General features: G+C 71.8%; 19 protein-coding genes. 7 read left to right on the top strand and 12 right to left on the bottom strand.

Annotation, left to right across the window (positions count from 1 at the left end; translation table 11 throughout):
* Position 1 precedes the first annotated feature (1 nt).
* Positions 2 to 832: a sulfurtransferase gene (locus ACGWYJ_RS34170; protein ID WP_395110706.1), complete on the bottom strand. Its 831-nt coding sequence runs from the start codon at positions 830 to 832 to the stop codon at positions 2 to 4.
* Between the two features lie 170 nt (positions 833 to 1,002).
* On the opposite strand from ACGWYJ_RS34170, the gene ACGWYJ_RS34165 reads away from it, so the two are divergent.
* Positions 1,003 to 1,767 carry a Clp protease N-terminal domain-containing protein gene (locus tag ACGWYJ_RS34165; protein WP_395110705.1) on the top strand — a complete coding sequence of 255 codons (765 nt, stop codon included), beginning with the start codon at positions 1,003 to 1,005 and terminating at the stop codon, positions 1,765 to 1,767.
* Between the two features lie 12 nt (positions 1,768 to 1,779).
* Here the strand turns inward: ACGWYJ_RS34165 and ACGWYJ_RS34160 are convergent, their stop codons facing one another.
* The 3 genes from ACGWYJ_RS34160 to ACGWYJ_RS34150 all read right to left on the bottom strand — a co-directional run bounded on the left by ACGWYJ_RS34160 (position 1,780) and on the right by ACGWYJ_RS34150 (position 6,435).
* Positions 1,780 to 2,895 carry an alkaline phosphatase family protein gene (locus ACGWYJ_RS34160; protein ID WP_395110704.1) on the bottom strand — a complete coding sequence of 372 codons (1,116 nt, stop codon included), beginning with the start codon at positions 2,893 to 2,895 and terminating at the stop codon, positions 1,780 to 1,782.
* Positions 2,896 to 2,933: 38 nt separating this feature from the next.
* On the bottom strand, positions 2,934 to 3,515 hold the full coding sequence (locus ACGWYJ_RS34155) for a DUF5998 family protein (RefSeq protein ID WP_395110703.1): 582 nt from the start codon (positions 3,513 to 3,515) through the stop codon (positions 2,934 to 2,936).
* A gap of 478 nt (positions 3,516 to 3,993) precedes the next feature.
* The gene (locus ACGWYJ_RS34150; protein WP_395110702.1) at positions 3,994 to 6,435 is read right to left on the bottom strand and encodes a GNAT family N-acetyltransferase; all 2,442 of its coding nucleotides are present in this window, start codon (positions 6,433 to 6,435) and stop codon (positions 3,994 to 3,996) included.
* Between the two features lie 215 nt (positions 6,436 to 6,650).
* On the opposite strand from ACGWYJ_RS34150, the gene ACGWYJ_RS34145 reads away from it, so the two are divergent.
* Positions 6,651 to 7,577, top strand: coding sequence for a carbohydrate kinase family protein (locus ACGWYJ_RS34145; RefSeq protein WP_395110701.1), 927 nt, complete (start codon positions 6,651 to 6,653; stop codon positions 7,575 to 7,577).
* 244 nt (positions 7,578 to 7,821) lie between these two features.
* Here the strand turns inward: ACGWYJ_RS34145 and ACGWYJ_RS34140 are convergent, their stop codons facing one another.
* Positions 7,822 to 9,942, bottom strand: a complete 2,121-nt coding sequence (locus tag ACGWYJ_RS34140; RefSeq protein WP_395110700.1) for a RecQ family ATP-dependent DNA helicase — start codon at positions 9,940 to 9,942, stop codon at positions 7,822 to 7,824.
* 163 nt (positions 9,943 to 10,105) lie between these two features.
* Here ACGWYJ_RS34140 and ACGWYJ_RS34135 point away from each other — a divergent pair, with 163 nt between their 5' ends.
* From ACGWYJ_RS34135 to ACGWYJ_RS34125, 3 genes are read left to right on the top strand one after another with little or no spacing between them, the layout of a single operon-like run.
* Complete coding sequence (locus tag ACGWYJ_RS34135) at positions 10,106 to 11,479, top strand: threonine/serine exporter ThrE family protein (protein ID WP_395110699.1); 1,374 nt, start codon at positions 10,106 to 10,108, stop codon at positions 11,477 to 11,479.
* Between the two features lie 56 nt (positions 11,480 to 11,535).
* Positions 11,536 to 11,862, top strand: coding sequence for a hypothetical protein (locus ACGWYJ_RS34130; RefSeq protein ID WP_285696693.1), 327 nt, complete (start codon positions 11,536 to 11,538; stop codon positions 11,860 to 11,862).
* A 23-nt stretch (positions 11,863 to 11,885) separates the two neighbouring features.
* Positions 11,886 to 13,115 (top strand): DUF6745 domain-containing protein, encoded by a 1,230-nt coding sequence (locus ACGWYJ_RS34125; protein ID WP_395110698.1) that lies wholly within the window; start codon positions 11,886 to 11,888, stop codon positions 13,113 to 13,115.
* Between the two features lie 127 nt (positions 13,116 to 13,242).
* Here the strand turns inward: ACGWYJ_RS34125 and ACGWYJ_RS34120 are convergent, their stop codons facing one another.
* The 6 genes from ACGWYJ_RS34120 to ACGWYJ_RS34095 all read right to left on the bottom strand — a co-directional run bounded on the left by ACGWYJ_RS34120 (position 13,243) and on the right by ACGWYJ_RS34095 (position 19,352).
* Positions 13,243 to 14,097, bottom strand: a complete 855-nt coding sequence (locus tag ACGWYJ_RS34120; protein WP_395110697.1) for an STM4011 family radical SAM protein — start codon at positions 14,095 to 14,097, stop codon at positions 13,243 to 13,245.
* Between the two features lie 109 nt (positions 14,098 to 14,206).
* Positions 14,207 to 15,481, bottom strand: coding sequence for an STM4012 family radical SAM protein (locus ACGWYJ_RS34115; protein ID WP_395110696.1), 1,275 nt, complete (start codon positions 15,479 to 15,481; stop codon positions 14,207 to 14,209).
* Positions 15,478 to 16,275, bottom strand: coding sequence for an STM4013/SEN3800 family hydrolase (locus ACGWYJ_RS34110; RefSeq protein WP_395110712.1), 798 nt, complete (start codon positions 16,273 to 16,275; stop codon positions 15,478 to 15,480). The genes ACGWYJ_RS34115 and ACGWYJ_RS34110 overlap by 4 nt, the downstream gene beginning before the upstream one ends.
* 11 nt (positions 16,276 to 16,286) lie before the next feature.
* A complete protein-coding gene (locus ACGWYJ_RS34105; protein ID WP_395110695.1) occupies positions 16,287 to 17,369 on the bottom strand; it encodes an STM4014 family protein in 1,083 nt (360 codons plus the stop codon).
* Positions 17,366 to 18,331 (bottom strand): STM4015 family protein, encoded by a 966-nt coding sequence (locus tag ACGWYJ_RS34100; protein WP_395110694.1) that lies wholly within the window; start codon positions 18,329 to 18,331, stop codon positions 17,366 to 17,368. The genes ACGWYJ_RS34105 and ACGWYJ_RS34100 overlap by 4 nt, the downstream gene beginning before the upstream one ends.
* 46 nt (positions 18,332 to 18,377) lie before the next feature.
* The gene (locus ACGWYJ_RS34095) at positions 18,378 to 19,352 is read right to left on the bottom strand and encodes an STM4015 family protein (RefSeq protein ID WP_395110693.1); all 975 of its coding nucleotides are present in this window, start codon (positions 19,350 to 19,352) and stop codon (positions 18,378 to 18,380) included.
* A 335-nt stretch (positions 19,353 to 19,687) separates the two neighbouring features.
* Between ACGWYJ_RS34095 and ACGWYJ_RS34090 the strand changes: the two genes are divergently transcribed.
* A complete protein-coding gene (locus ACGWYJ_RS34090; RefSeq protein ID WP_395110692.1) occupies positions 19,688 to 20,257 on the top strand; it encodes a hypothetical protein in 570 nt (189 codons plus the stop codon).
* Positions 20,258 to 20,270: 13 nt separating this feature from the next.
* Here ACGWYJ_RS34090 and ACGWYJ_RS34085 read toward each other — a convergent pair whose 3' ends face one another.
* The gene (locus tag ACGWYJ_RS34085) at positions 20,271 to 21,437 is read right to left on the bottom strand and encodes a lactate 2-monooxygenase (RefSeq protein WP_395110691.1); all 1,167 of its coding nucleotides are present in this window, start codon (positions 21,435 to 21,437) and stop codon (positions 20,271 to 20,273) included.
* Positions 21,438 to 21,543: 106 nt separating this feature from the next.
* Between ACGWYJ_RS34085 and ACGWYJ_RS34080 the strand changes: the two genes are divergently transcribed.
* Positions 21,544 to 23,982, top strand: a complete 2,439-nt coding sequence (locus ACGWYJ_RS34080) for a DNA topoisomerase (ATP-hydrolyzing) subunit A (protein WP_395110690.1) — start codon at positions 21,544 to 21,546, stop codon at positions 23,980 to 23,982.
* Positions 23,983 to 24,050 lie beyond the last annotated feature (68 nt).

Here is a 24,050-nt window from a genome sequence, read left to right as displayed (position 1 = left end):
GCTAGGCGTCGCCGGTCGCGACCGGGTTGGTGGGGTCGGCGATCCAGTTGGACCAAGAGCCCACGTACAGGGCGGCGGGGATGCCCGCGAGGTTGAGGGCGAGGATCTCGTGGGCGGCCGTCACCCCGGACCCGCAGTAGGCGCCGACGTCGGTGGCGTCGGTGGCGCCGAGCTTGGCGAACCGTTCGCGGAGGAGGCCGGGCGGCAGGAAGCGGCCGTCCACCCCCACGTTGCCCAGCGTCGGCGCGTTCTTGGCGCCGGGGATGTGCCCGGCGACCGGGTCCACGGGCTCGTTCTCACCGCGGAAGCGTTCGGCGGCGCGGGCGTCGAGGAGGGCACCGGCCTTGGCGACGGCCGCGGCCCCCTCGGCGTCCAGCACCGGGAGCCGGTGCGGATGGGCCACGAAGTCACCGGGTTCGACCGAGGGCTCCTCGCCGGTCACGGTCAGCCCCGCCTCGTTCCAGGCGCGGAACCCGCCGTCCAGCACGCGGACGCGTTCGTGGCCGAAGTAGCGCAGCGTCCACCAGAGACGGGCGGCGGACGTGGAGTCGGCGTCGTCGTACACCACCACGAGACGGTCGCCGGACACCCCGGCGCGTCGCATCGCCGCCTCGAAGTCGGCGGGCTCGGGCAGCGGGTGCCGTCCCGCCGGGCCGGGCGGGCCCGCCACGTCACGGTCCAGGTCGACGAACACCGCGCCCGGCAGGTGCCCGCGCCGGTAGGACTCGACGCCCGGCGGCCCGTTCAGATGCCATCGGACGTCCAGGAGGACGGGCGGAGGGTCCTGGCGGAGCAGGCGGGCCAGCGCGGCGACGTCGATGAGTGGATGCACATCGCCAGTTTGACCGCCATTGCCCGGTTTCGGGAGGGGCGAAGCCGCGTTCGTCATCTCTCCCAGCGTACGACCCCGGCCGGTCGCGGCCGGGACGGGACGCGCCGGTGAGATTTGGGGTTACAGTGGGGGCATAACCCCAACATAACCCCACGGAGGCGACCCGGGTGATGCCGAAGATCAACGTCTATCTGCCCGACGATCTGGCCGAGGCGGTCAGGGAGGCGGGCGTGCCCGTGTCCGCCATCTGCCAGCGCGCCCTCGAACAGGCCGTACGGCGCGTGACCGCCATCCGCGAGACCGCCTCGACCACCGCGGACATCGCGGCGGCCGTGGCCGATCTCAGCCACTTCACCCAACGGACGCGGACCGCGATCAAGCTCGCGCACGAGCAGGCGCGAACGGCGGGCGCCGCCGCGATCGGCACCGAGCACCTGCTCGGCGGAGTCCTGGCCGAAGGCGGCAACCTGGCCTTGCAGGTGCTGCGGGCCCTCGAGATCGAGCCCGACCGGATCTGGAGCGAGCTCGTCCGGCGCTCCCCCGGCGGCGAAGGGCCGGTCGAGGACGACCCCGCGCTGCGCTTCGACGAGCACGCCGCCGCCGCGCTGGAACTGAGCGTCACCGAGTCGACGTCACTGGGCCACAACTACGTCGGGTGCGAGCATCTGCTGCTCGGGCTGATCAGTGAACCGGACGGGGTGGCCGGGCAGATCCTGCGGAGCCTCGGCGCCGAACCACGGCTCACCCGGCGCGCCGTCGGCGCGGCCCTCGCCGGCATCGTTCACCTCCGCGCGCAGGGCGTCCAGTCCCAAACGCCCGCCGCGGCGGCTCAACCGGGCGCGGGCGGACCGGCCGAGATGCTGTCGGCGGCCATCCGGCGGGAGCTCGAACCGCTGGTGGAACGCCTGGACCGGTTGGAGGAACGCCTGTCCTGAACCACGCCCGGGTCAGTGGCGCGCGTAGGACAGGAGGGGCACCATCATCTCCGCCGGGACGAGGGAGCCGTGCATGCCGACCATCTTGTTCAGGTACGGCTCCCGCTCCGACGCCACGATGGCCAGGTCGGCGTGCGGCACCGCGATCACGTCCCCGACCCGTTCGAGCAGGTCGGGGCGCACCGGCCCGAACAGGCCCGCCGCCACCGCCTCGTCCCGTGAGAACACCCACGCCTTGTCGCCCAGCAGCCCCTTCCAGGCCGCCAGGACATCCTCGTGGGCGCCGGGCTCGGTGTAGACGTACCGGGCCCGCGCGTCGCCCCCGAGCAGCGCGACCCCCTCGCTGAGCTCGGCGGTGGTGTCGAAGTCGACCCGCTCCACGGGATCGATCATGCCGTGGTCGGCGGTGACGTACAGGACCGTCCCCGGCGGCAGGACCTCCGCGAGCCGCTCGGCGAGCAGGTCCACGAAACGGAGCTGGTGCCGCCATTCCGGCGACCCGACCCCGAACCGGTGGCCGGTCGTGTCGAGATCGGCGTGGTAGACGGTGACGAAGCCGCGGCCTTCCTTCCGCAGGGCCCGCTCGGCCCGGCCCACCAGCGGCCCGAGCCCGTCGGCCGCCATATAGGACGCCCCGCGGGTCGTGGCCTGGGTCAGGCCCGTCCCCCGGTAGAGGCCCAGCGCCACGTACGACACGTTCACGCCGTCCGCCGCCGCCTCCTCGTACACGGTCGGCGCCGGCTGGAACGTGGCCGGATCGACGGTCTCGTCCTGCCAGCGCAGGCAGTTCAGCAGCCGCCCGGTGCCGGGGATCGCCACCTGCACCCCGAGCAGGCCGTGCCCGCCCGGCGGCAGCCCGGTGGCCAGCGACCCCAGGCTGGTGACCGTGGTCGCCGGGAACCCCGAGGTCAGCGAGGTGCCGGAGAGCGAGGCCAGGAACGGCGCCTGGTGCCGGTGCGCCTGGAACAGCTCCCAGCCGAGCCCGTCGATGATCAGGACGCAGACACGGGGCGTCGCGGGCAGGCCCAGGACGTTCGACCGCCCTGGGACGCCGAGCGACGCCAGCACCGACGACGGCAGATCGGCGAGCGCGCCCGTCCCGTAGGCCGGAACCGGCGGGACGCTCACCTGGACCTCAGCTCGATCATGCGGGGGTCATCCGGCGATCAGCGGGCGGTCTCGGCGGACAGGGCCTCGGCGAACGCCAGCACCTGGGCCACGGCGTCCCGGCCGTCGGCGGCCTCGCTGACCCGCAGGGACAGGTCGTCGGCGGTGACGCTGCCGGTGTAGCCGTGGTCGGCCTCGCAGTTCTCGTCGCCGCAGGTGGCCGGTTCCAGGTCGATGTGCGCGATGGCGCCCCAGCCGATGGTCAGCACGACCTCGGTCGGCGGCACACCCGGCACGTAGGACGCGGGGTCGGGGACGACCCGGGTGACGGCGACCGACTGGACGCGGTCCAGCCTGACCGCCTCCGTCGTGGTGGACGCGTGGGGCTGCGCCATGCCGTCGCCCGGCGGGTGCTCGTCGGTATGGCAGACCAGCAGCCGGGACGCCGACAGCACCAGGACCGTCACATGCCGCCGCACTTCCATCGCGGGGTCGAACGTCGCCTCGTGATGCACCACATAGGCGATCACTCGCTCATCGCCTATGGCCGACTCGACCGCGTCCGCGACCAATGCCGGGTAGTAACCGCTGCGCTCGATGGCCGTGCGCAACCCGTGAGCCGTCGCTCGGGTTTCCCTCATGACCCCATCCTGCCCTGTCCCGGGCGCGCGGTGCACACAACGTGGCCGCAACGTGGTCATTTGGGCCCCTCCCGGGGCCGTCCGGAAGCGCGGGCCGGAGGAGAGGACGCCCGACCTCAGGGTAGGGAAGGGGCATGTCCGACCGAGACCCCATGCCGTCACCGCCGCCGGTTCCGCCGCCCGGCCCCAACCCGGAGCCGCCGCCGCCATCTCCGGTGCCGCCTCCCGAACCACCCCCCGGGCCGTCGCCTGAGCCGCCGCGCAAGCCGCCGCCACCGGTGCCGCCCGGCCCCTCGCCCGATCCGGTGCCCCCGAAGCCCGAGCCACCCGATCCCGTGCCGCCGGGGCCGCCGCCGGAGCCCGTACCGCCGATGCCGCCACCGGAGCCGGAGCCGCCCGAACCGTCGCCGGACCCGTATCCGCCGACGCCCAATCCCACGCCGCCCGAGCCACCGAAGGAGGCGGCGGTGAGGGGTGCCTAGCGGAGGCGGCGCGGCCCGAGTTCGGGGCGGGGGCCGCGCGGACGCTCCAGGCGGAGCGTCACCTCCCTTACGGCACAGCCCCATGGGCCCACCACGACCGGGTCGAGTTCCAGGCGACCCACCTCGGGCAGGTCGTACCCTAGGCGGGACACCCGCAGCAGCAGGTCCTCCAAAGCGGGTACGTCGACGGGCTCGGCACCCTTGTGGCCCAGCAGAAGAGGGGCCGTGCGGATGGCGCGTACCAAGTCCGATGCCTCGACATCGGTCAGGGGCGCCAGACGGTACGCGCGGTCGTCCAGAAGCGCGGTCGTCTCATCCGCGAGGCCGAACGAGACGACGGCGCCGAACGACGGATCCTCCATGGTGACGATGCGCGCCGGGATGCCCTCCCCGTGCTCGTTCTTCTCCACGATGGCGATGCCGTAGCAGCCCAGCAGTTCGGCGGCCTGCTCATGGGTCGCCTCCACGGAGGCGCCCGTATCCAGCCACTCCCCTACCAGCGCGCGGGCGCGCTTGCGGTCGGTGTCGGACAGCTCGGGCAGCCGCCCCTGCGGGCGTTGCCGCCACTGCGCGTACCGGATGACGTAGGCCAAGGCCCGGACGGCGTTCTCCGGGGCCGGGTACGAGGGGACGGAGCCCGCGCCGGGCATCCCGTCCGGACCCGGGATCCTCAGCTCCTCGGGCATGCCCTCCGACCCCAGGTAGGTGGCCACGATCGGCTTGGAGGCGCCCTCCGCCAGCCGCAGGATCTTCTCCGGGACACGCACGTCGTAGCCGCCGACGGTGGGCGGGGTGAACAGGGCCACGATCGCGTCCACCTGATCGTCCTCAAGGGCGCTCGACAACGCGGCCTCGTAGTCGTCGGCGCCCGCGCGGGGACCCAGGTTGACGGGCGCCGCGGTGTCCAGCCCCAGCGCCACGGCCGCGTCCTGGGCGAGCAGGCCCAGCGAGTCCGAGTTGTCGATGATCACGACGCGGTCGCCGGTGGGCAGCGGCTGGTAGGCCAGGAGCTGCGCCACGTCGAACAGCTCCGCCAGGTCCTCCACCCGGATCACCCCGGCCTGCGCGAACAGGGCGCTGACCGCGTGGTCGGGCAGGCTCAGGGCCTGCGCCGCGTGCCCGAGCGGGACGCCCTGGGTGCTGCGCCCGCTCTTGACCGCCACGATCGGCTTGCGGCGGCCGAGGCGGCGGGCCAGCCTGGCGAACTTCCGCGGGTTCCCCAGCGACTCCAGGTAGAGCAGGACGGCCTTGGTGGCCGGGTCCTCCTCCCAGTACTGCAAGAGGTCGTTGCCGGACACGTCCGCCCTGTTGCCCGCCGACACGAACGTGGACAGGCCCAGCCCACGCGCCGCCGTACGCTGCAGGATGGCGATGCCCAGCGCACCCGACTGCGAGAAGAACCCCACAGGGCCGCGGCCCGGCATCGTAGGGGCGAGGGTCGCGTTCAGGCGCACATCAGGGTCGGTGTTGGCGATGCCCAGGCAGTTCGGCCCGACCACACGCATGCCATAGGCGCGCGCCAGCCGTACCAGTTCCTCCTGGCGGTCCCGGCCTTCCGCCCCCGTCTCCCCGAACCCGGACGACACCACGATCAGGCCGCGCACGCCCTTGTTCCCGCACTGCTCGACGACCTCGCGTACCGCCGAGGCCCGCACGGAGACCACGGCCAGATCCACTTCGTCCGGGATGTCCAGCACCGACGCGTACGCCCGTACACCGGCGACCGCGGTGGCCGTGGGGTGCACCGGGTAGACCGGCCCGCTGAAGTCACCGGTCAGCAGGTGCCGCAGGACGCTCCGCCCCACGCTGTGCTCGGCCCGGCTCGCGCCGATCACCGCGACCGACCCGGGGAACAGCAGCCGCTGGATCGACCGGGACTCCGCGCGGTGCTCGCGCGCCGCCATGACCTCCACCGAGGTCTCGGTCGGCTCCAGGTCGAGCACCAGCTCGATGACGCCCTCCTCGAACCGCTGCCCGACCCGGTAGCCCACGTCCCGGAACACCCTGGTCATCCTGCGGTTGTCGGGCAGGACGCTGGCAACGAACCGGTCCACGCCGCGTTCCCTCGCGGCCGCGGCGATGTGCTCCAGCATCACCGCGCCCAGGCCCCGCCCCTGGTGGGCGTCCTCCACCAGGAAGGCCACCTCGGCGGTGCCGGGACGGTCCTTCAGCCGGTCGTACCGGACGACCGCCACCATCGCGCCGCCGATCGTCGCGATCAGCGCGACCCGGCGGTCGTGGTCGACGTTGACGAAGTGCTCGACCTCACGGTCGGACAGCCGGGGCCGCGGCGAGAAGAACCGGTAGTAGATCGACTCGGGCGACAGCCGGGAGTAGAAGGCGCGCAGCAGATCGCCGTCTTCGGGCCTGATGGGACGCACATGGGCCGTCCCGCCGTCGGCAAGGACGACGTCGGCCTCCCAATGGTCCGGGTACACGTTCCCGAGATTAGGGCACCGCGCCCCGGACCATCGGATTCGTGCCGTCTCCGGCGCTGATCGGAATCCCGTTCGGCCGCCGCCGCCGGGAAATTCGCCGGGTTCCCCGGTTTCGCTGCGCGTTCGAGACCTAATCGGGGGTCAAGAGCTGTTACGGTCGACCACACGCCCAGAATGCCGCTCGCGCGGGCCGTGTTGATCGAGGTGATGACTCCATGACGCGCGTGGTCGTGGTCGGCGATTTGATGACTGACACCGTGGCTCGTGCCGCATTCCCCCTGGCCAAGGGCAGCGACACGCCCGCCGCCGTGACGACGCACGGAGGCGGCTCGGGCGCCAACGTGGCCTCGTGGCTGGCCCTTGAGGGGATCGAGGCGGCGTTCGTCGGCCGCCGTGGCTCCGACATCGCCGGCCGGAACCGGGACATGGAACTGATGGGGTACGGCGTGGACGCCCGCCTGGTCATGGACCAGGAGCGTCCCACCGGGACCTGTGTGGTGCTGATCACCCACAAGGGCGACCGCACCATGCTGTCCGACCCCGGCGCCAACGCGGCGCTGCTCCCGGAGGACATCGAACGCTGCAGAGACCTGTTCCACCAGGGAAGCCACCTGCACCTGTCGGGCTACGCCCTGATCAACGAGGGCTCCCGGAAGGCCGCCATCCACTGTCTGGACCTGGCTCGCAAGTCCCAGATGTCCATTTCGGTGGACGCCGGCTCGTCCTCCCCGCTCAAGCGGATGGGCGCCGAGCCCTACCTGGAGTGGACGCAGGGCGCCCGCCTCCTGATCGTCAACGCCAAGGAGGCGGAGGTCCTGACCGGCCGTGACCTGCCCGACCAGGCGGCCAAGGTGCTCACCGCCTGGTACCCGGAAGTCGTGATCATGAACGGCGCCGAGGGCACGCTCTGGTACGCCAATCGCCGCCCCGAACCGGTCACGGTCCCCGCCGAGCCCGTCGAGAAGATCGTCGACGGCACGGGCGCCGGCGACGCCTTCATCGCGGGCTTCCTCCCCGCCTGGCTCGACGGCAAGCCCCCCGCCGAGGCACTGGCCGCCGGCAACCACCTGGCCGCCCGCGCCATGCAACACCTGGGCGCCCGCCCCACCCTCGACGTGGTGGACAACCAAATCAAGAACTGACCAGGCGCCTCACCAACCACGGGCCGTGCCCCGACCACCACCCCGGTCGGGGCACCACCCCGCCCGCCCCCAGGCATGCCCCGGCCACTGAAACTCGGACAAGTCGGGTAATGACGCCCAGGGCAAGGCCCTGCCAACCCGTAGCTTCAGAAGCACCAACCTGACCCGAGGCACACGTCCCACGGTGCACACGCCGGTTCGGCGCGACAGCTTGGGGGACGGGGCTCGGCCCCTGGGGGCGGGGTTAGGTGGTTATGGCAAGGGTTAGGGGGAGGACGGCGGGGGCGCCGGCTTGGCGTAGGTGATGGGTTGCGACGGTCATGGTCCAGCCGGTTTCTATGCGGTCGTCTATCAGGAGGATCGGGCCTGGGTTTTGGCGGACCGCTTCGGCCACGGGGGCGGGGAGGGTCAGGGTGTGCCAGATCGAGCGGAGGCGGTGGGCGCTGTTGTGGCGGCGTGGTGCCGGGTCGCTTTGGGGGACGAGGTCTCCCAGGTGGGGCAGGCGGCCCAGGTCGGAGAGGCTTCGGCCCAGGCTTGCCACCAGTTGGGGGCGGGTGCGGGACGCGATGGTCACGATCCCGGTGGGGCGGGTCGTCCAGTCCCAGGCGGCCAGGACCTTGACCACGGCGTCCAGCATGTCCTTGGGGATCTCGGTGTCGGGGCCCGCGAACAGCTCGCGGAGGCGGTTGCCCCAGCCGATGTCGGTGAGGCGGCCCAGGGCGCGGCCCTCCTCGGCCAGGTGCTCGGCGGGGATGCGGCCGGACACGCCCAGGTCGTCCTTGACCCCGGTGGGCCACATGCGGCGCGGCTGGACCTCGACGCCGGGGCGGCGCAGGCGGGCTCGGGCTTGTGCGGTGCCCGTGTCGGAGACGTCCGTGGGCCAGTGGCGGCCGGTGCAGTTGTCGCAGCGGCCACAGGGCTTGGCGGACGGGTCGTCCAGGCAGCGGCGGAGGAACTCCTCACGGCATCCCTTGGTGGCCAGGTAGTCGAGCATGGCGCGTTGCTCGCGGGTGCGTTCGGCGGCGACGCGTTCGTACCGTTCGCGGTCGTAGGACCACTCGCGGCCGGTCGCCGTCCAGCCGCCCTTGACGCGCCGTACGGCGCCGTCGACGTCCAGGACCTTGAGCATCATCTCCAGCCGGGCCCGGCTGAGATCGACCCGGGTTTCGAGGGCGCCGGTGGACAGCGGGCGTCCCGCGGCCTGGAGGACGTCGAGGGTCGCGCGGACGACCGGCTCGGGAGGGAAGCCCAGGCCGGCGAAGTAGGCCCAGATATCGCGGTCCTCGGTGCCGGGGAGCAGGATCACCTCGGCGCGGTCGACGCCGCGGCCCGCGCGCCCGATCTGCTGGTAGTACGCGACGGGCGACTGCGGCGCTCCCACGTGGACGATGAAGCCGAGGTCGGGTTTGTCGAAGCCCATGCCCAGAGCGCTGGTGGCGACCAGCGCCTTGAGCTTGTTGTCGAGAAGGTCGCGCTCGGCCTGAAGGCGTTCGGCGGGCTCGGTCCTGCCCGTGTACGCGGCCACCTCGTATCCACGGTCACGCAGGTAGCCGGCTATCTCGTGGGCGGCGGCGACGGTCAGCGTGTAGACGATGCCCGATCCCGGGAGCCGATCGAGCTGCTCGCCCAGCCACGCGATGCGCTGCTCGGCCTCGGGTAGCCGTACCACCGCGAGGCGCAGCGAGTCCCGTTCGAGGGGGCCGCGGAGCACCAGGGCGTCGCCGGCTTCGCCGTGCAGGTCGGCGGCCAGTTGTTCGGCGACGTCCTGGGTGACGCGGGCGTTGGCGGTGGCGGTGGTGGCGAGGACGGGGATGCCCGGGGGCAGGTCGGCCAGCAGGGTGCGGATGCGGCGGTAGTCGGGGCGGAAGTCATGGCCCCAGTCGGAGATGCAGTGCGCCTCGTCCACGACGACGAGACCGGCCCCGGCGGCGAGCTTGGGGAGGACGAGGTCGCGGAAGTCGGGGTTGTTCAACCGTTCCGGGCTGACGAGCAAGACGTCGACCGCGCCCGCCTCGACCTCGGCGAAGATCGGTTCCCACTCGTCGGTGTTGGCGGAGTTGATCGTGCGGGCGTGGATCCCGGCCCGGTCGGCCGCCTCGATCTGGTTGCGCATCAGCGCGAGCAGCGGCGAGACGATCACCGTGGGACCGGCACCGCGCCGGCGCAGCAGCCGGGTCGCCACGAAGTAGACGGCCGACTTGCCCCAGCCGGTGCGCTGCACGACCAGGGCCCGGCGCCGTTCGACGACCAGCGCGTGGATGGCGGTCCATTGGTCGTCGCGCAGGCGCGCCCGCTTGCCCGCGAGGGCGCGCAGGCAGCGTTCGGCCTCGTCGCGCAGCGCCGTGACGTCCTCGGAAAAGCTCATTCATCCTTGCTACCAGCCGCGGGCGGCCCGCCGGAACGGAAATCCAGGTCTGTGGACAACCCGGTCCGCCCGTGGCTTAAGCATGATCGGTGAGTGGGTAGGTTCGGGACGGATGGGTGTGCGGCGGCGGAGTCAGCGAAGTCAGGGAGGCGTTGGACCGCGCATGGGCCGGGCCACGGAACGCTTGCGGCGGACCTGGCAGGTCCTCATGGACACCACGCCACCCGAGCCTCCCGAGGACGAGCCGAGCGAAGTCGTCAGCGCGCGGGCCATCGACCTTGTCCTTCGCGTGGGCGAACTGCTGCTGGCCAGCGGCGAGTCCACCGAACGGGTGAACGAGGCGATGCTGGGCCTGGCCGTCGCCTACGAACTGCCGCGTACCGAGGTCCAGGTGACGTTCACCAGCCTGCTGGTGTCGGCGCACCCGGGTGGCAGCGCGCTGCCGGTGACAGGTTCGCGTGCCATCCGGCGCCGCACCCCCGCGTACTGGCGGCTCACGGAACTGCACGAGCTCATCCACGACGCCGCCATCGGGAAACTGGATCTGGAGGAGGCGCACGAAAGGCTCGCGCAGATCAAGCGCGGCCGTGGCCCGTACCCTCCCTGGCTTCTGGTGATGTCGTTCGGGCTGATCGCCGCGTCCGCGGGTGTGCTGGTGGGCGGCGGGCCGGTGGTCGCCGTCACGGCCTTCGTCGCCACGGTGATCGGTGACCGCACCGCCGCCGCGCTGGCCCGCAGGGGCATCGCCGAGTTCTTCCAGTTGCTGGCCGCGTCGTCGATAGGCGCCTTGATCGCAGTCCTCGTGGTGGCGATGGGCAGCCCGGGCAGGGTCTCGACCGTGGTCACGGGCGCGATCCTCGCCCTGCTGCCGGGACGTCCCCTGGTGGCCAGCATCCAGGACGGCATCACCGGCGACCTGGTGAGCGCGTCCGCACGGCTGCTGGAGGTCTTCATCATGCTGGCGGCGATCGTCGCGGGCCTGGGCGTGGTGGTGTACTTCGCGGTGCAGTTGGACATCGACATCCGCGTGAGCGATCTGCCCAGGCCCCCTGCCGTGTTCTCACCCGTGGCCGTGCTCGCGGCAGCCGGTGTCGGGTTGGCGTTCGCGGTGTCGCTGGCCGTCCCCAGGAATGTGCTTTTCGCCGCGGCCATCGGCGGGGCGCTCATCTGGAGCATCTACGTGCGCCTGCACCACTGGGGGGTGGCCCCGGTCTTCAGCGCGGCCATCTCCGCCGTCATCATCGGCATATTCGCCAGCATGCTCGCCCGGCGCCGCCGTGCGCCCATCCTGCCGTACGTGGTCCCGGCCATCTCACCGTTGCTCCCCGGGACCTTGCTCTATCGGGCCATGGTGGAGCTCAACACCGGGGATCCCCAGGGCGGCGTGCTCAGCCTCATCGGCGCGCTGTCCGTCGCGCTCGCGCTCGGCGCGGGTGTCAACCTCGGCGGCGAGCTCGTCCGCGCCTTCCAGCACGTCGGTCTCAGCGCGTCCGGCCGTTGGGCCCGCCCCGCCGCACGCCGCACGCGCGGCTACTAGCCCTGACGCGATCGGACGAGAGCCGAATGTCGGTGGCTCTCGCTATCTTCTCGCGCATGTACCGACAGGGAGACATCCTCATCCTGCCCATCCCCGAGGAGGAGGTCCCGCAGACCGTCCGTGACCTGCCGCCCGCGCCCCGCGACGACCGGGGGCGCATGGTGCTCGCCCTGGGCGAGGCCACCGGTCACGCGCACGCGATCGCCGCGCCCGGCGTGCTTCTGCGCGACTCCGACCCGTTCGTCCCCGACCACCTGCACCTGCCGTCAGGAGGGCGGCTGGTGCACGAGGAGCACGCCGCGATCACGCTGCCCAAGGGCTGGTACCGGGTCGTCCGGCAGCGCGAGTACGTGCCGGGCGCCGTCCGCGTCGTCGCCGACTGACCTGACCCTTACCGGAGACCAACGTGCCCACCACACCCCCCATGCCGTCCGAGGCCGTCACCGACGCCCCAGAGAAGCGTTCCGGGCCTGAGGCACCGGCCGTTCCCGCGCGTTCGCGCGGCGACATCGTCCTCGACTGGCAGGCCGCCGCGTTCGCGTCGGGCCCGACCGGCCCCGACGAGCGTGAACGGGCCGAGGCCGGAGTCCACGCCGCGTACGCCGCCGCGGGGCTCGCCGCCCCAGAGCGCATCGTCTGGGTCCCTTCACCCGCGTTCGGGACGGTCGCCGCCGCCCTGATCGCGGGCCATGGGGAGGAGTTGCGGCAACGGCTGTCGAAGAAGACCAAGCGGCTGAGCGGCTACCTTGAGGCGGCCTCCTCCCTGGTCGATGTGAACGATGCGGGCGCGAGCGTACGGGAGGCCCTGCGTACCGACCCCTGGGAGCAGGCTCGCGGCTCCGCGTCGTCCGAGTTGGGACCGGAGCGCTGGGCGCAAGCCTGGGCGCAGACCGGCGGACGCCTCTGGAGCCAGGTCGACGAGCTCGTGCTGCGGATCCGGGAGGCCATCGGCGGGCTTCCCGCCGCCAACGACCACAGGAACGTGGCACGGCTGCGCGGCGCGACGCTCGACGCGATCCTGGGCCAGCACGACGCGCCCTGGCTGTCGCTGGTCGAATCCCTGGGCGGCCTCGGGACGGACGGCCCTCCCGGCACCGTTCTGTCCGGGGTGGCCGAGGTCGCCCGCGTGGCGGGCTGGTGGTGGCCGTACGAGCGCGTCGTGATCGTCTCCGAGCGTCCGGTCGAGCTGCACCGCGACGAACCGGGACGCCTGCACCGCGGCGACGGGCCCGCCCTGGCGTACTCCGACGGGTTCGCGCTGCACGCCTGGCGGGGCATGCCGCTGCCCGCGGGCTTCATCGAGTCGCTGACCGACCTGTCCCCCGCCCGCATCGACGCCGAGTCCAACGCCGAGCAGCGCCGGGTCATGCTTGAGATCTACGGCTATGAGCGCTACCTGGCCGAGACCGGTGCCAAGCCGGTCCACCGGGACGAGACCGGCGTGCTGTGGCGCATCGAGCTTGAAGGCGACGAGCCGATCGTGATGGTCGAGGTGGTGAACTCAACGCCCGAGCCCGACGGTTCGCACCGCACCTACTACCTGCGCGTCCCGCCCCGTACGCGCACGGCCAGAGAGGGGGTCGCCTGGACGTTCGGGATGGACGAGTCCGACTACCGTCCCCAGAAGGAAACCTGAACGGCCCCCGCGCACGACGGTCCCTCACGGGGCCGCCCAGACCGGTCGGGTAGCACCCGGCCAGCCTGGGCGGGTGTCCCTTGATGACCACTTCCCTAGTCATCAGGGGACACCCGCCCTGCACCGATCACGAGGGCCAGGCGGAGGGGACGCGTTCCAGGACGCCGCCCGCGAAGACGCCGTAGAGGCCCAACGGCTCCAGATGGACGTAGCCGATGTGGCAATCGCAGAGGTCCAGCGGGCATGGACGCGGGCGCAGGGCCGCACGGAACGACCCGTCGTAGAGGTTCCCCAGCACGGACGGGACGAAATGGCAGCGCCGTACCGTGCCGTTACCGTCCACTGAGATCACGGTCTCGCCCGTCCGGCAGGGCAGGCCGCGGCTGGGGTGCGGGTCACGGCTGAAGCCGAACAGCGGGTCGATCTCGCTCCAGAGCGCGGCGTCGGCGTCGGTGTAGGTGGCGCCCTCGGCGGCGTTCACCCAGAGGTACACGTCCGCGGGGAGGTCGGCCCGGAGCCGGCGGGCGGCGTCGAGGTGCTCGGCCTTGCCGACGATGCCCACGCTGAAGCGCACTCCGCGTCCGGCTAGGTCGCTGCACTTGCCGAGGAAGCGTTCGTAGGGCACCTGCCCTGGGTGGTAGGTGCACCACAGGGCGAGCCGGGACAGGTCCGCGTCCGCCGTCCAGTCGACGCGGTGGCTGAGGTTCGTCTGGATCGCGGCCCGTCGCACGTGCGGAAGATGGCTGAGTTCCACGAGCGCGCGCCGGTACCAGGACCGGACCAGGCCCTCGCCCCAGGGCGTGAACAGCACGGAGATCTCGTGGTCCTGTTCCCGTACCCACCCGACGAAGCGCTCCAGCGCCTCCCGATCCGCCCGCAACTGCTCAGGGGTGTCCCTCCGCTTGGCGAAGGGGCAGTACGGACAGTCGTAGTCGCAACTGGCCAGCGGCCCTCGATACAGAACCGTCAGATGTTCTTCCAAGCGAAAACCCTCCGCATCGTTCGCCGCGCCCCTTCAGCCAAACCAGACGTTGCACCCGCCAAGGCCGCCTGCCGACATCCCCTCCCCGGCCAGGGCATCCACAGCCAGGTCAACGCGCTTCGTAGGTGGTCATCAGCCGGTGGACGGCTGGAGAGAAGAGGGCGGGGCCTATCGCGTCGGAGCGAGCCAGCCCTTCAGGGGTCAGGCGCAGGGTCGTCTCGGTTCGGTCCAGCCAGCCCCGCTCGGTGAACGTGGACAGGTCGAAGTCCTCGGCGGCGTCGGTGCCGAAACGGGCGCGGTAGGTGGCACGGTCCAGTCCCTCGGCCTGGAGCAGGGACTGGATGAGGTGACGACGCCGGCGTTCGTCGTCGCTCAGGGAGAAGCCGACCCGGGCCGTGGTGAAGTCGGTTTCCGCCACGTAGTCGTCGATGATGGCTCGGACGTGCCTGGCCTCGACCGCGTACTCGAACGAGTAGTGCAGGCGCGTGGTGTAGGAGCGGGCGCCGCAGCCCAGGCCCACCATTCCGTCGCGTTGGCAGCAGTACTCCGTTCCGGTGGGCGTGGCGGCGGGGAGGCGGAACATGCGCATGGAGACCTGCTCGTAGCCGTTGGCGAGAAGGTGGTCACGGCCCAGGCGGTAGAGCTCCATGCGCTGGTCGTCCCACGACCCGCGGCGGGCCAGGCCGGTCAGCGGGCGGACGTACAACGGGTAGAGGTAGAGCTCCTCGGGACGCCACGTCAGGGCGGTGTCCAGGGAGTGCAGCCAGGTGGCAGGGGTCTGGCCGTCGATGCCGTAGATGAGGTCGATGTTGAGGGTGGGGAAGCCCACGGCGCGGATCCGGTCCAGGGCGGCCTCCACCTCGGCTCGCTTCTGGGGCCGGACGGCGGCGCGGGCCTCCTCGTCCAGGAAGCTCTGGACGCCGATCGAGACGCGGGTCGTGCCGCGTTCGGCGAGGACGGTGAGGCGGTCGGTCGTCGCGGTCGCCGGGGACGTCTCCACGCCCAGCGGGATCGATCCCAGGGAGGCGAAGCGCGCGGCGATGTCGCAGAGGCGTTCCAGTTCGCGGGCGTTCAGGTAAGTGGGGGTTCCGCCTCCGAAGGCGGCCATGGCGAACGTGGCGTCGCCCAGCGCGTCCTGGACGGCGGTCGCCTGGCGGTCGAGGGCGTCCAGGTAGGCGCGGGTGAGGTCTTCGGGTGCTCCGGTACGGGTGAAGAGGTTGCAGAAGCCGCACCGCATCTCGCAGAAGGGGATGTGCAGGTAGAGGAAGAGCGCGGAACGGTCCTCCTCACCCCACACGGAGTGGAGCGAGGGGCGGGGGGTGAGTGGGCGGTACGCGGTCTTGTGCGGATAGGCGTAGACGTACTGCTGATAGGGACCGGTCATGTCAGAACGAACTCTCCGTATGGGACGGTCCAGACGACCTCGTGGCCGATCCGGTGGCCGGTGTGGCCGTCCTCGCCGTACGCCGTCCCGTGGTCGGAGCAGACGATCACGAAGGAGGGGCGGCGCACGAGGGCGAACAGGCGGCCGAGGTGCCGGTCGGCGTGGCGGAGCGCGGCGGCGTGGGAGTCGCGCGAGTCGTCGCCGGGTGCGGCCCCGTCCAGGTAGAACCAGTTCGGCTGGTGCAGGGCCGCGACGTTGAGCAGGAGGAACAGCCGTCGTGTGGGCGGGAGCCGACGCAGGATCTCGGCGACGCGGTCGATCTGGTTGGGGAGGGAGTCGGGGTCGGTGACGCCGAACCCGGGTTCCCAGTGGCTCTCGGCGAAGAGGGCGGGCAGGGCGGAGCCGAGGGGTGTGAGCTTGTTGAAGAAGCCGACGCCGCCGACGCAGACGGTGTGGTACCCCGCCTGGGCGAGCCCGGACGGCAGGTCGGCGGTGTCGAACACCCAGGTGCCAGGGGCGGTGGTCTCGCTCCCAGGGAAGCGGCCGGCGAACAGGCGTGGGTGTGGGCCTGGACGTGCCGGTGTAGGCAGGAACCCCGCCAGCATCGCGGCGTGTGCGGCGTAGGTGAAGCTTCCAGGGGTGTGGCGGCGTTCCCACTGGCCCCCTGGGAGGAGGCGGCAGAGGTTCGGCGTCTGCCCGGTGGCGGCGAGTTCGGCGGCCACGTCGTAGCGCAGCGTGTCCAGCGTCACCAGCAGCACGTCGTGACTGCCGATGATCTCGTTCATGTCGTACATGCCGGGACGTCTCACGGGATCGCGGCGACCTGCGCCTGAGCGGCGGTGACCTGGGCGGTGTAGGTGTCCTGCCCGGCGAACCGGGTGCCGGGCAGGCCGGTGATCCCGGGCAGCAGGTCGCCGAACGCGTTCACCTCGCCGACCGCGTACCGCCGCCAGCCGATCTGGACGAGCAGGTCCACGCCCACCATCAGGCTGCGCGGGAAGCACGCCGCCGCCCGCGCCGCGACGTCAAGGGCCCGCTCCCAGCCAGGCTCCCCCATCGCCCGGCGCACGGCGTCCACGTCGCCCCGCGTCCCTCCGAGGTGCAGGTTGGTCATGGGCGACCGGCTGCTGCGCACCACCACATGCGACGGCTCCCCCGCGGTCACGACCACGCGCAGGTCGAGGACGCGGTCGTCCAGCGCCGCCTTGGGCAGCCACCGCTCCACGTGGAGCCCGTCCGGGGCCAGCGTGTCGATGAGCCGCGCCACCTCGGCCTCGGTCTCGTACGTCTGGACGCGCAGCGAGTTGTAGTAGCCGTCCCCGCCGGGCGAGGGCGCCGCAGAGCTGATGGCCCTGATCCGGCCCCGGCGCCCGGTCTGCAAGGCCACCACGCCGGACGCGGACGACCCATGCGCCGGTTTGACGAACACCCGTGGCATGCCCGCGTCCGCCATCCGCTCGCGCAGTTCCGCGTAGCCGTGGACGGGCGGCAGCGCCTCCGGGACGGGCACGCCCGCCGACTCAAGGAGCGCGTGGCAGCGCCGCTTGTCGCACATCACCGCGATCTCGGCCACGTCGTTGAGCGGCCGTGCGCCCGCCCGTTCCCCCGCGGCGGCGACCCGTTCCAGGGCGGAGGTGAAGGACGCGTACCATCGCGCGCCTCCGCCCACCCGGGCGGGATCTCCCGGACCGCGCAGCAACGCATCCATCTCCGCGTCCTCGCCAGGCGAGTCCAAGCGCAGCAGCGAGCCCGGCGCTATCGACGGGTCACCCCGCACGGCGTCCATCCAGGGGACGAGGTGAGGCGGGGGCACGCCCGCACGGCGGCAGGCGGCGGCGAACAGCTCGGTGCGGCGGTCACCCGGCGTACCAAGCACGGTGAACATCATTCGGACACCGCTATGTAGGAACCGGCGCTATCCCAGACGCGGTCGCGACGCAGCCAGGTCGCGGCACCGGTCGCGTCGGTCAGGTCCAGGGAGACACCGGGCAGCGCCTTGCGGATGCGCTCCACCATGTCCTCCGACAGGAACGCGTGGTGCAGGTCGAGGTCCTTCAGGTGGGTCAGGGGCTGGCCGGTCAGCAGCGCCTCGGCGCCACGGTCCGACAGCGCGCCCATGGACAGCGCCAGCGACTCCAGGCGGGCCACGACCGGCGCTGACGCGATCGCGGCGGCGACCTCGTCCTGGATGTCGGCGTTCTGGAGGCCGAGCCGTCGCAGCGCGGGGAACCGCTCGCCGGTCAGGACGGGACCCAGGTCGTCCAGCGTGGCCGTCCGCCCGCGGTCCTCCGCGCCCAGCCACAGGTCCAGGTGTTCGAGCGCGGGCAGGTCGCTGCCCGCCACCCCCTGGACGGCCTCAGCGGGCAGCCCTCCGGACTCGAAACGGACCGTCCTCAGCCGTTCGTGGCGCATGGGCTCGAACATCAGGCCCTGCCCGCCGCGCGCCTCCACGTGCTCAAGGGACGGGTACTTCTGGAACAGCGGGGTGAGGTCGGACTGCTCGATCCAGGAGATGTGCTGTTCCCAGTCGAGGATGTCGCCGAGGAACAGCGCCCGCAGGTTCGGCAGGTCACCGGCGGCCTCGCTCAGCACCTCGACGGGGTCGTGGTCGTACTCCCACCAGCCGATGACCAGGTGCGTCACCCTGGCGGTGTCGACGGCATCGAGAAACCGGACGAAGTTCTCGGAGAAGTCCCACAGATGCACCCCGTTGTCGGCCATGACGTAGCCGACCCTCCAGGCGACCCGGGAGGGATCCAGCGCGCCATTCTCGGCCCCGTCGTCGCCGAGGTCCCCCGTGAACTCCTCCACGGGCAGCCCGGCGAACTCGGTCAGATACTCGTTGATCAACGTGTCCTCGCGGTCCTGGTTCGCCTGGTTCGCCTTATTCTCGCGATCATTCGGACACGGCCACGTAGGGCCAGCGGTCCTGCGCGTCGTGCCCCTCGCTCAGGTCGACGGCCACCCCGGGCAGCGCCGCGCGCACACGGTCGGCCATCGGCTCGGTCAGGTAGTGGTGGTGCAGGTCGAGGGACGTCAGGTGGGTGAGCGGCTGCCCGGACAGCAGCGACTCGGCACCTCGGTCGGTGAGGACGCCCATGGCCAGGCTGAGCGATTCCAGCCTCGCCACGATCGGCGCCCCGGCGACCGCGGCGGCGAGCTCGTCCTGGATCTCGCTGTCCTCCAGGCCGAGATGGCGCAGGGACGGCAGCCGTCCGCCGCCCAGGATCGGCGCCAGATCGGCGACCGTCGCGTCGCCGCCGTAGTTGCCGACGCCCAGCCACAGGTCGAGGTGCTCCAGCGCGGGCAGGTCGCTCTCGCCCAGCGCCCGTACGACGGCGCGGGGCAGGCCGCCGGACTCGAACCGCAGCGTCTTCAGGACGGTGCTGGTGAACGGCCTCAGCGCCAGATCCAGACCGCCCCGTACCTCCAGGTGCTCAAGCAGGGGGAAGGCACCGAACAGCGGCGTGATGTCGGACTGCTCGATCCAGGAGATCTCCGCCTGCTCCATCACGATGTCGCCGAGGAACAGCGCGCGCAGGGACGGCAACCGGTCGGCGGCGTCCACCAGCAACCGCACCGGGTCGGCGGCGCCCTCGTCGTAGTCGGCGCCCCAGTAGCCGACGACCAGGTGCGTCACCGCCGCGGCCCCTGGCGCGTCCAGGAACTTCTGCAGGACGTCGGCGAACTCGGGGCCCTCGTACCAGCTCCCGATCCGCCAGGCGTGGTCACCGGCGTCCGAGGACGGCTCCCCCGCCAGGGTCTTCTCGGCGGTCCCGTAGATGGAGGCGGCGTCCTCCCCCTGGTGCTCGTGCTGGAAGTCGGCCACCGCTTTTCCGGCGAACGTGTCGAGATGCTGGTATATGGCCATCGGATCCCTTTCACGATGTGGAGGGAACCGTCCTATCAGCCGCCGACGACAGGCGAAGGGCATCCGCGGCGAACCGCGCCACCGTTCACCATCCGCGACAACACGGAAACGCTTCGTCACCGGGACGAGGACAGACGGGCCGGGCGAGCCGCCCGTGGCGGCCGACGCGAAAGTGTGACGAGCAGGACTGATCGAGACGGGTGAAACTAGGCGACTTGGACGTTTAGAGTGGATCAGCTTGAGGGGCCCTCACCGGGAGGGCCCTTGCCATGCCCTCCCGACCCCTGCTTGCCGAGTCCTCCCCACCCCTGCTCAATCCACGAGGTCAGCGGAAGATGAACGACCACGACGTGCACGCCGAGTGCCTGCGGCTGCTCCGGGACGGCCTGCCCGAAACCGCCCACGCCGGCCTGGACGACGGCCAGGAGTTCGTGCCGCTCTGCCTCGACGTCGACGGCGACATCGCCGTTGTCACGTTCCTAAGAAGGCAGGGCGACCTCACGCGCAGCGTCCCGCCCTTCATCGAGGGCTGGACGTTCCACCGCCGCGACGGCGAGTGGCTGGAGCTGGGCGGCGCGGGCGGAGCCGCGCCCGACCAGCCCCTGGCCCGCCGCTCCGCCGCCGAGCTCGGCGGGCACCTCCTCCGCTACGGCACGGGCAAGACCGTCCGCAACGCCAACCGCCTGCTTCCCTGGGGGGCCAAGTGGGTCAGCCAGGCCCGCCTGTGGGTGGCCTCAGAGGTCGCCGCCCTGCGCGTGGGCAGCCGCTTGCTGAAGGTCCCCGCGCACGGGCACGCGGTCGTGGTGTGGGGGGCGCGCCGGGCCCCTGTGGTGGAGGCCCTGTCCGAGGACGGCACCGTCCTGGGCACCCTCGACCTCGGCCCGGCCATCGCCACCCCCGCCTGACGGGCGCGCCCGGTTACTCGACGCGGGCCAGGACGTCCGGGCTCAGGTCACCGGGGCGGGTGTGGCCCGACAACGTCAGCGTGAGTTCCAACTCGGCCATCATGCAGCGCAAGACGTGCCGCACACCCGCCTCACCACCGAGGCCGAGCCCGTAGGCGTAGGGGCGTCCCACCAGCACCGCCTTGGCGCCCAGGGCGAGCGGCTTGGCGATGTCGGCACCCGTACGGACGCCGCTGTCGAACAGCACCGTCGTCCGGTCCCCCACGGCCTCCACGATGGCCGGGAGCGCGTCCAAGGACGCGATGGCCCCGTCCACCTGCCGCCCGCCGTGGTTGGAGACGATCACCCCGTCCATCCCCGCGGCCACGGCGCGGCGGGCGTCGTCGGGATGCTGGATGCCCTTGAGCGCGATCGGGCCGTCCCAGTGCTCCCGCAGGAAGCCCAGATCATCCCAGGTCAGCGTGGGATTCCCGAAGTTGGCGACCCAGTGCAGGAGGGCGGTGTCGCGGTTGGCGTCGGTCACCGGCCCGCCGACCGCCTTCTGGAAGACCGGGTCGGCGAAGTAGTTCGCGACGCCCACCCCGCGCAGGAACGGCAGGTACGCCTGATCCAGGTCGCGCGGCCGCCACGCCATCGTGAACGTGTCCAACGTCACGACCAGGGCGCTGTAGCCGGCCGCCTTCGCGCGTCCCAGGAAGCTGGCGGCCAGGTCGCGGTCCTTGGGCCAGTACAGCTGGTACCAGCGGGCGCCGTCCCCGTTCGCCTCGGCCGCCTCCTCCATCGTGTAGGACGCGGCCGTACTGGACACCATCGTCAGCCCGCACGACGCCGCCGCCCGCGCCGTCGCCAGTTCCCCGTCCGGATGGAACGTGGACTGGACGCCGATGGGGGCCAGCAGGACGGGCGCGGGCATCGCCGTGCCCAGCACCTCCACCGACAGGTCGCGGTGAGCCACGTCCCGGAGCATCCGCGGCACGATCCGCCACCGGTCGAAGGCCGCCCGGTTGGCCCGCGCGGTCGCCTCGCTGCCCGCCGACCCGGCCACGTACCCGAACGCCCGTTCGGTGAGCCGCTCGGCGGCCAGCGCCTCCAGCCTGGTCAGATCGGTCGGCAGCTCCGGGAGGACGTCGCCGAGTCCGTTCAGGTAGATCTCGTTCTGGAAGTCGGCCAGCGGGCTCATCGCATACCTCCTCGGCGATCGCCCCGTCCACCACCCCCGGTTTTTCCGGCGCGCCGGAAGGCGGTGCGGTGCGAATCTGTCTCAGGGACCCGCCACAATGTCCCACATGGCACGACGCGGATCCCAGGCCCCTCCACCGCCCGACTTCGAAGAGAACATCATCGACGTCGATGTCTCCGAGGAGATGCGCGGCAGCTTTCTCGAGTACGCGTACTCGGTCATCTACCAGCGGGCGCTCCCCGACGCCCGGGACGGGCTCAAGCCCGTCCAGCGGCGGATCGTCTACTCGATGAACGACATGGGGCTGCGCCCCGACCGCGGCCACGTCAAGTGCGCCCGCGTCGTGGGCGAGGTGATGGGCAAGCTGCACCCGCACGGCGACAGCCCCATCTACGACGCCATGGTGCGGATGGCCCAGCGGTGGGCGATGCGGATGCCGCTGGTCGACGGGCACGGCAACTTCGGCTCGCTCGGCGGCGACGACCTGCCCGCCGCCATGCGGTACACCGAGGCGCGGATGAGCCGCGAGGCCACCCTGATGGTCGAGTCCATCGACGAGGACACCGTCGACTTCCGGCCCAACTACGACGGCCAGGAGAGCGAGCCCGAGGTCCTGCCCGCCGCGTTCCCGAACCTGCTGGTGAACGGCGCGTCCGGGATCGCGGTCGGGATGGCCACCAACATGGCCCCGCACAACCTGGGCGAGGTCGTCGCCGCCGCCCGGCACCTGATCGACCACCCGGACGCCACGCTCGAAGACCTGATGCGCTTCGTCCCCGGGCCCGACCTGCCGACCGGCGGCCGGATCGTGGGCCTGGACGGCATCCGCGACGCCTACGAGCGGGGCCGCGGCACCTTCCGCACCCGCGCCACCGCGCACATCGAGAACGTCACCCCGCGCCGCAAGGGCATCGTGGTCACCGAGCTCCCGTACGCGGTCGGCCCCGAACGGGTCAAGGCCAAGATCAAGGAGCTGGTCAACGCCAAGCGGCTCAACGGGATCTCCGACCTCAAGGACCTCACCGACCGCAACGTGGGGCTGCGGCTGGTCATCGAGGTCAAGAACGGCTTCAACCCGGAGGCGGTGCTGGCCGAGCTCTACCGGCTGACGCCGATGGAGGAGACCTTCGGCATCAACAACGTGGCGCTGGTCGACGGCCAGCCCCGCACGCTGGGGCTCAAGGACCTGCTCCAGGTGTACGTCGACCACCGCATCGAGGTCGTCCGGCGCCGCTCGGCCCACCGCCGCAAGAAGCGCGAGGACCGCCTCCACCTGGTCGACGGCCTGATGATCGCGCTGCTCAACATCGACGAGGTCATCCAGGTCATCCGCGACAGCGACGACGCCGCCCAGGCCAAGTCCCGGCTGATGCAGATCTTCGAGCTGTCGGACGTCCAGGCCCAGTACATCCTCGACACGCCGCTGCGCCGCCTCACCCGCTACGACCGGCTGGAGCTGGAGAAGGAGAAGGAGCAGCTCACCAAGGAGATCGCCCAGCTCACCGCGATCCTCGAATCGGAGAAGAAGCTGCGCGGCGTGGTGTCCAAGGAACTGGCCGCGGTCGCCAAGGAGTACACCACCCCGCGCCGCACCGTGCTGCTCGAATCGTCCGGCCAGGCCGCGACCGCCGAGGTGCCACTGGAGGTCGCCGACGACCCGTGCCTGGTGCTGATGTCGTCCACCGGTCTCCTGGCCCGCACCGCCTCCGCCGAGCCGCTCGCCACGGACGGCCCCCGCGCCCCGCACGACGTCCTGGTGTCGGCCGTACGCGCCACCGCCCGCTCCCAGGTGGGCGCCGTCACCTCCAGGGGACGGATGATCCGCATCGAGGTCATCGACCTGCCCACACTGCCGACCTCGGCCTCACCCCCGTCCCTGGCGGGCGGCGCCGCGGTCACCGAATACGTCGAACTCGAACCCGGCGAACGCGTCGTGGGCCTGGCCGCCCTCGACGCCCCGTTCGCCCTGGGGACGGTCCAGGGCGTCGTCAAGCGCGTCGTCCCCGACTACCCGGCCAACCGCGACGAGTTCGAGGTCATCTCCCTGAAGGACGACGACGAGGTCGTCGGCGCCGTGATGGCCGCCGACGACGACCATCTGGTGTTCATCACCAGCGACGCGCAACTGCTGCACTTCGCGGCCTCCAACGTCCGCCCCCAGGGCCGCGCGGCGGGCGGCATGGCGGGCATCAAACTGTCGGCCGGTGCCCGGGTCATCTGGTTCGGCGCCCTCGACCCGTCCCGGGAGTCCCGCGTCGTGACGATCTCCGGGTCGTCCTCGGCCCTCCCCGGCACCCAGACCGGCGCGATCAAGGTCTCCGACTTCGCCGACTTCCCCGCCAAGGGCCGCGCCACCGGAGGCGTACGCTGCCACCGCTTCCTCAAGGGCGAAGACACCCTGATCATGGCCTGGGCCGGCCCCACCCCCGTCAAGGCCGCCTCCGACACAGGCAAGCCCCTCCCCATCGACCACGCAATAGGCCGCCGCGACGGCTCGGGGGAAAAACTAGAAACCCCCATAGCCGCCCTAGGAGGAGGGCTGTGACATATGTGGGGGGGGCGACCCCCCACACCCCCCGGTGCGGGGCCACCGGCCCCCGCCGCTCGCCTTGA

The organism is Actinomadura sp. SCN-SB, assembly GCF_043906805.1.
Taxonomy (GTDB): Bacteria; Actinomycetota; Actinomycetes; order Streptosporangiales; family Streptosporangiaceae; genus Spirillospora.
The sequence above is the reverse complement of the archived record's forward strand: the minus strand, read 5'-3'. Positions and strand labels throughout refer to the sequence as shown.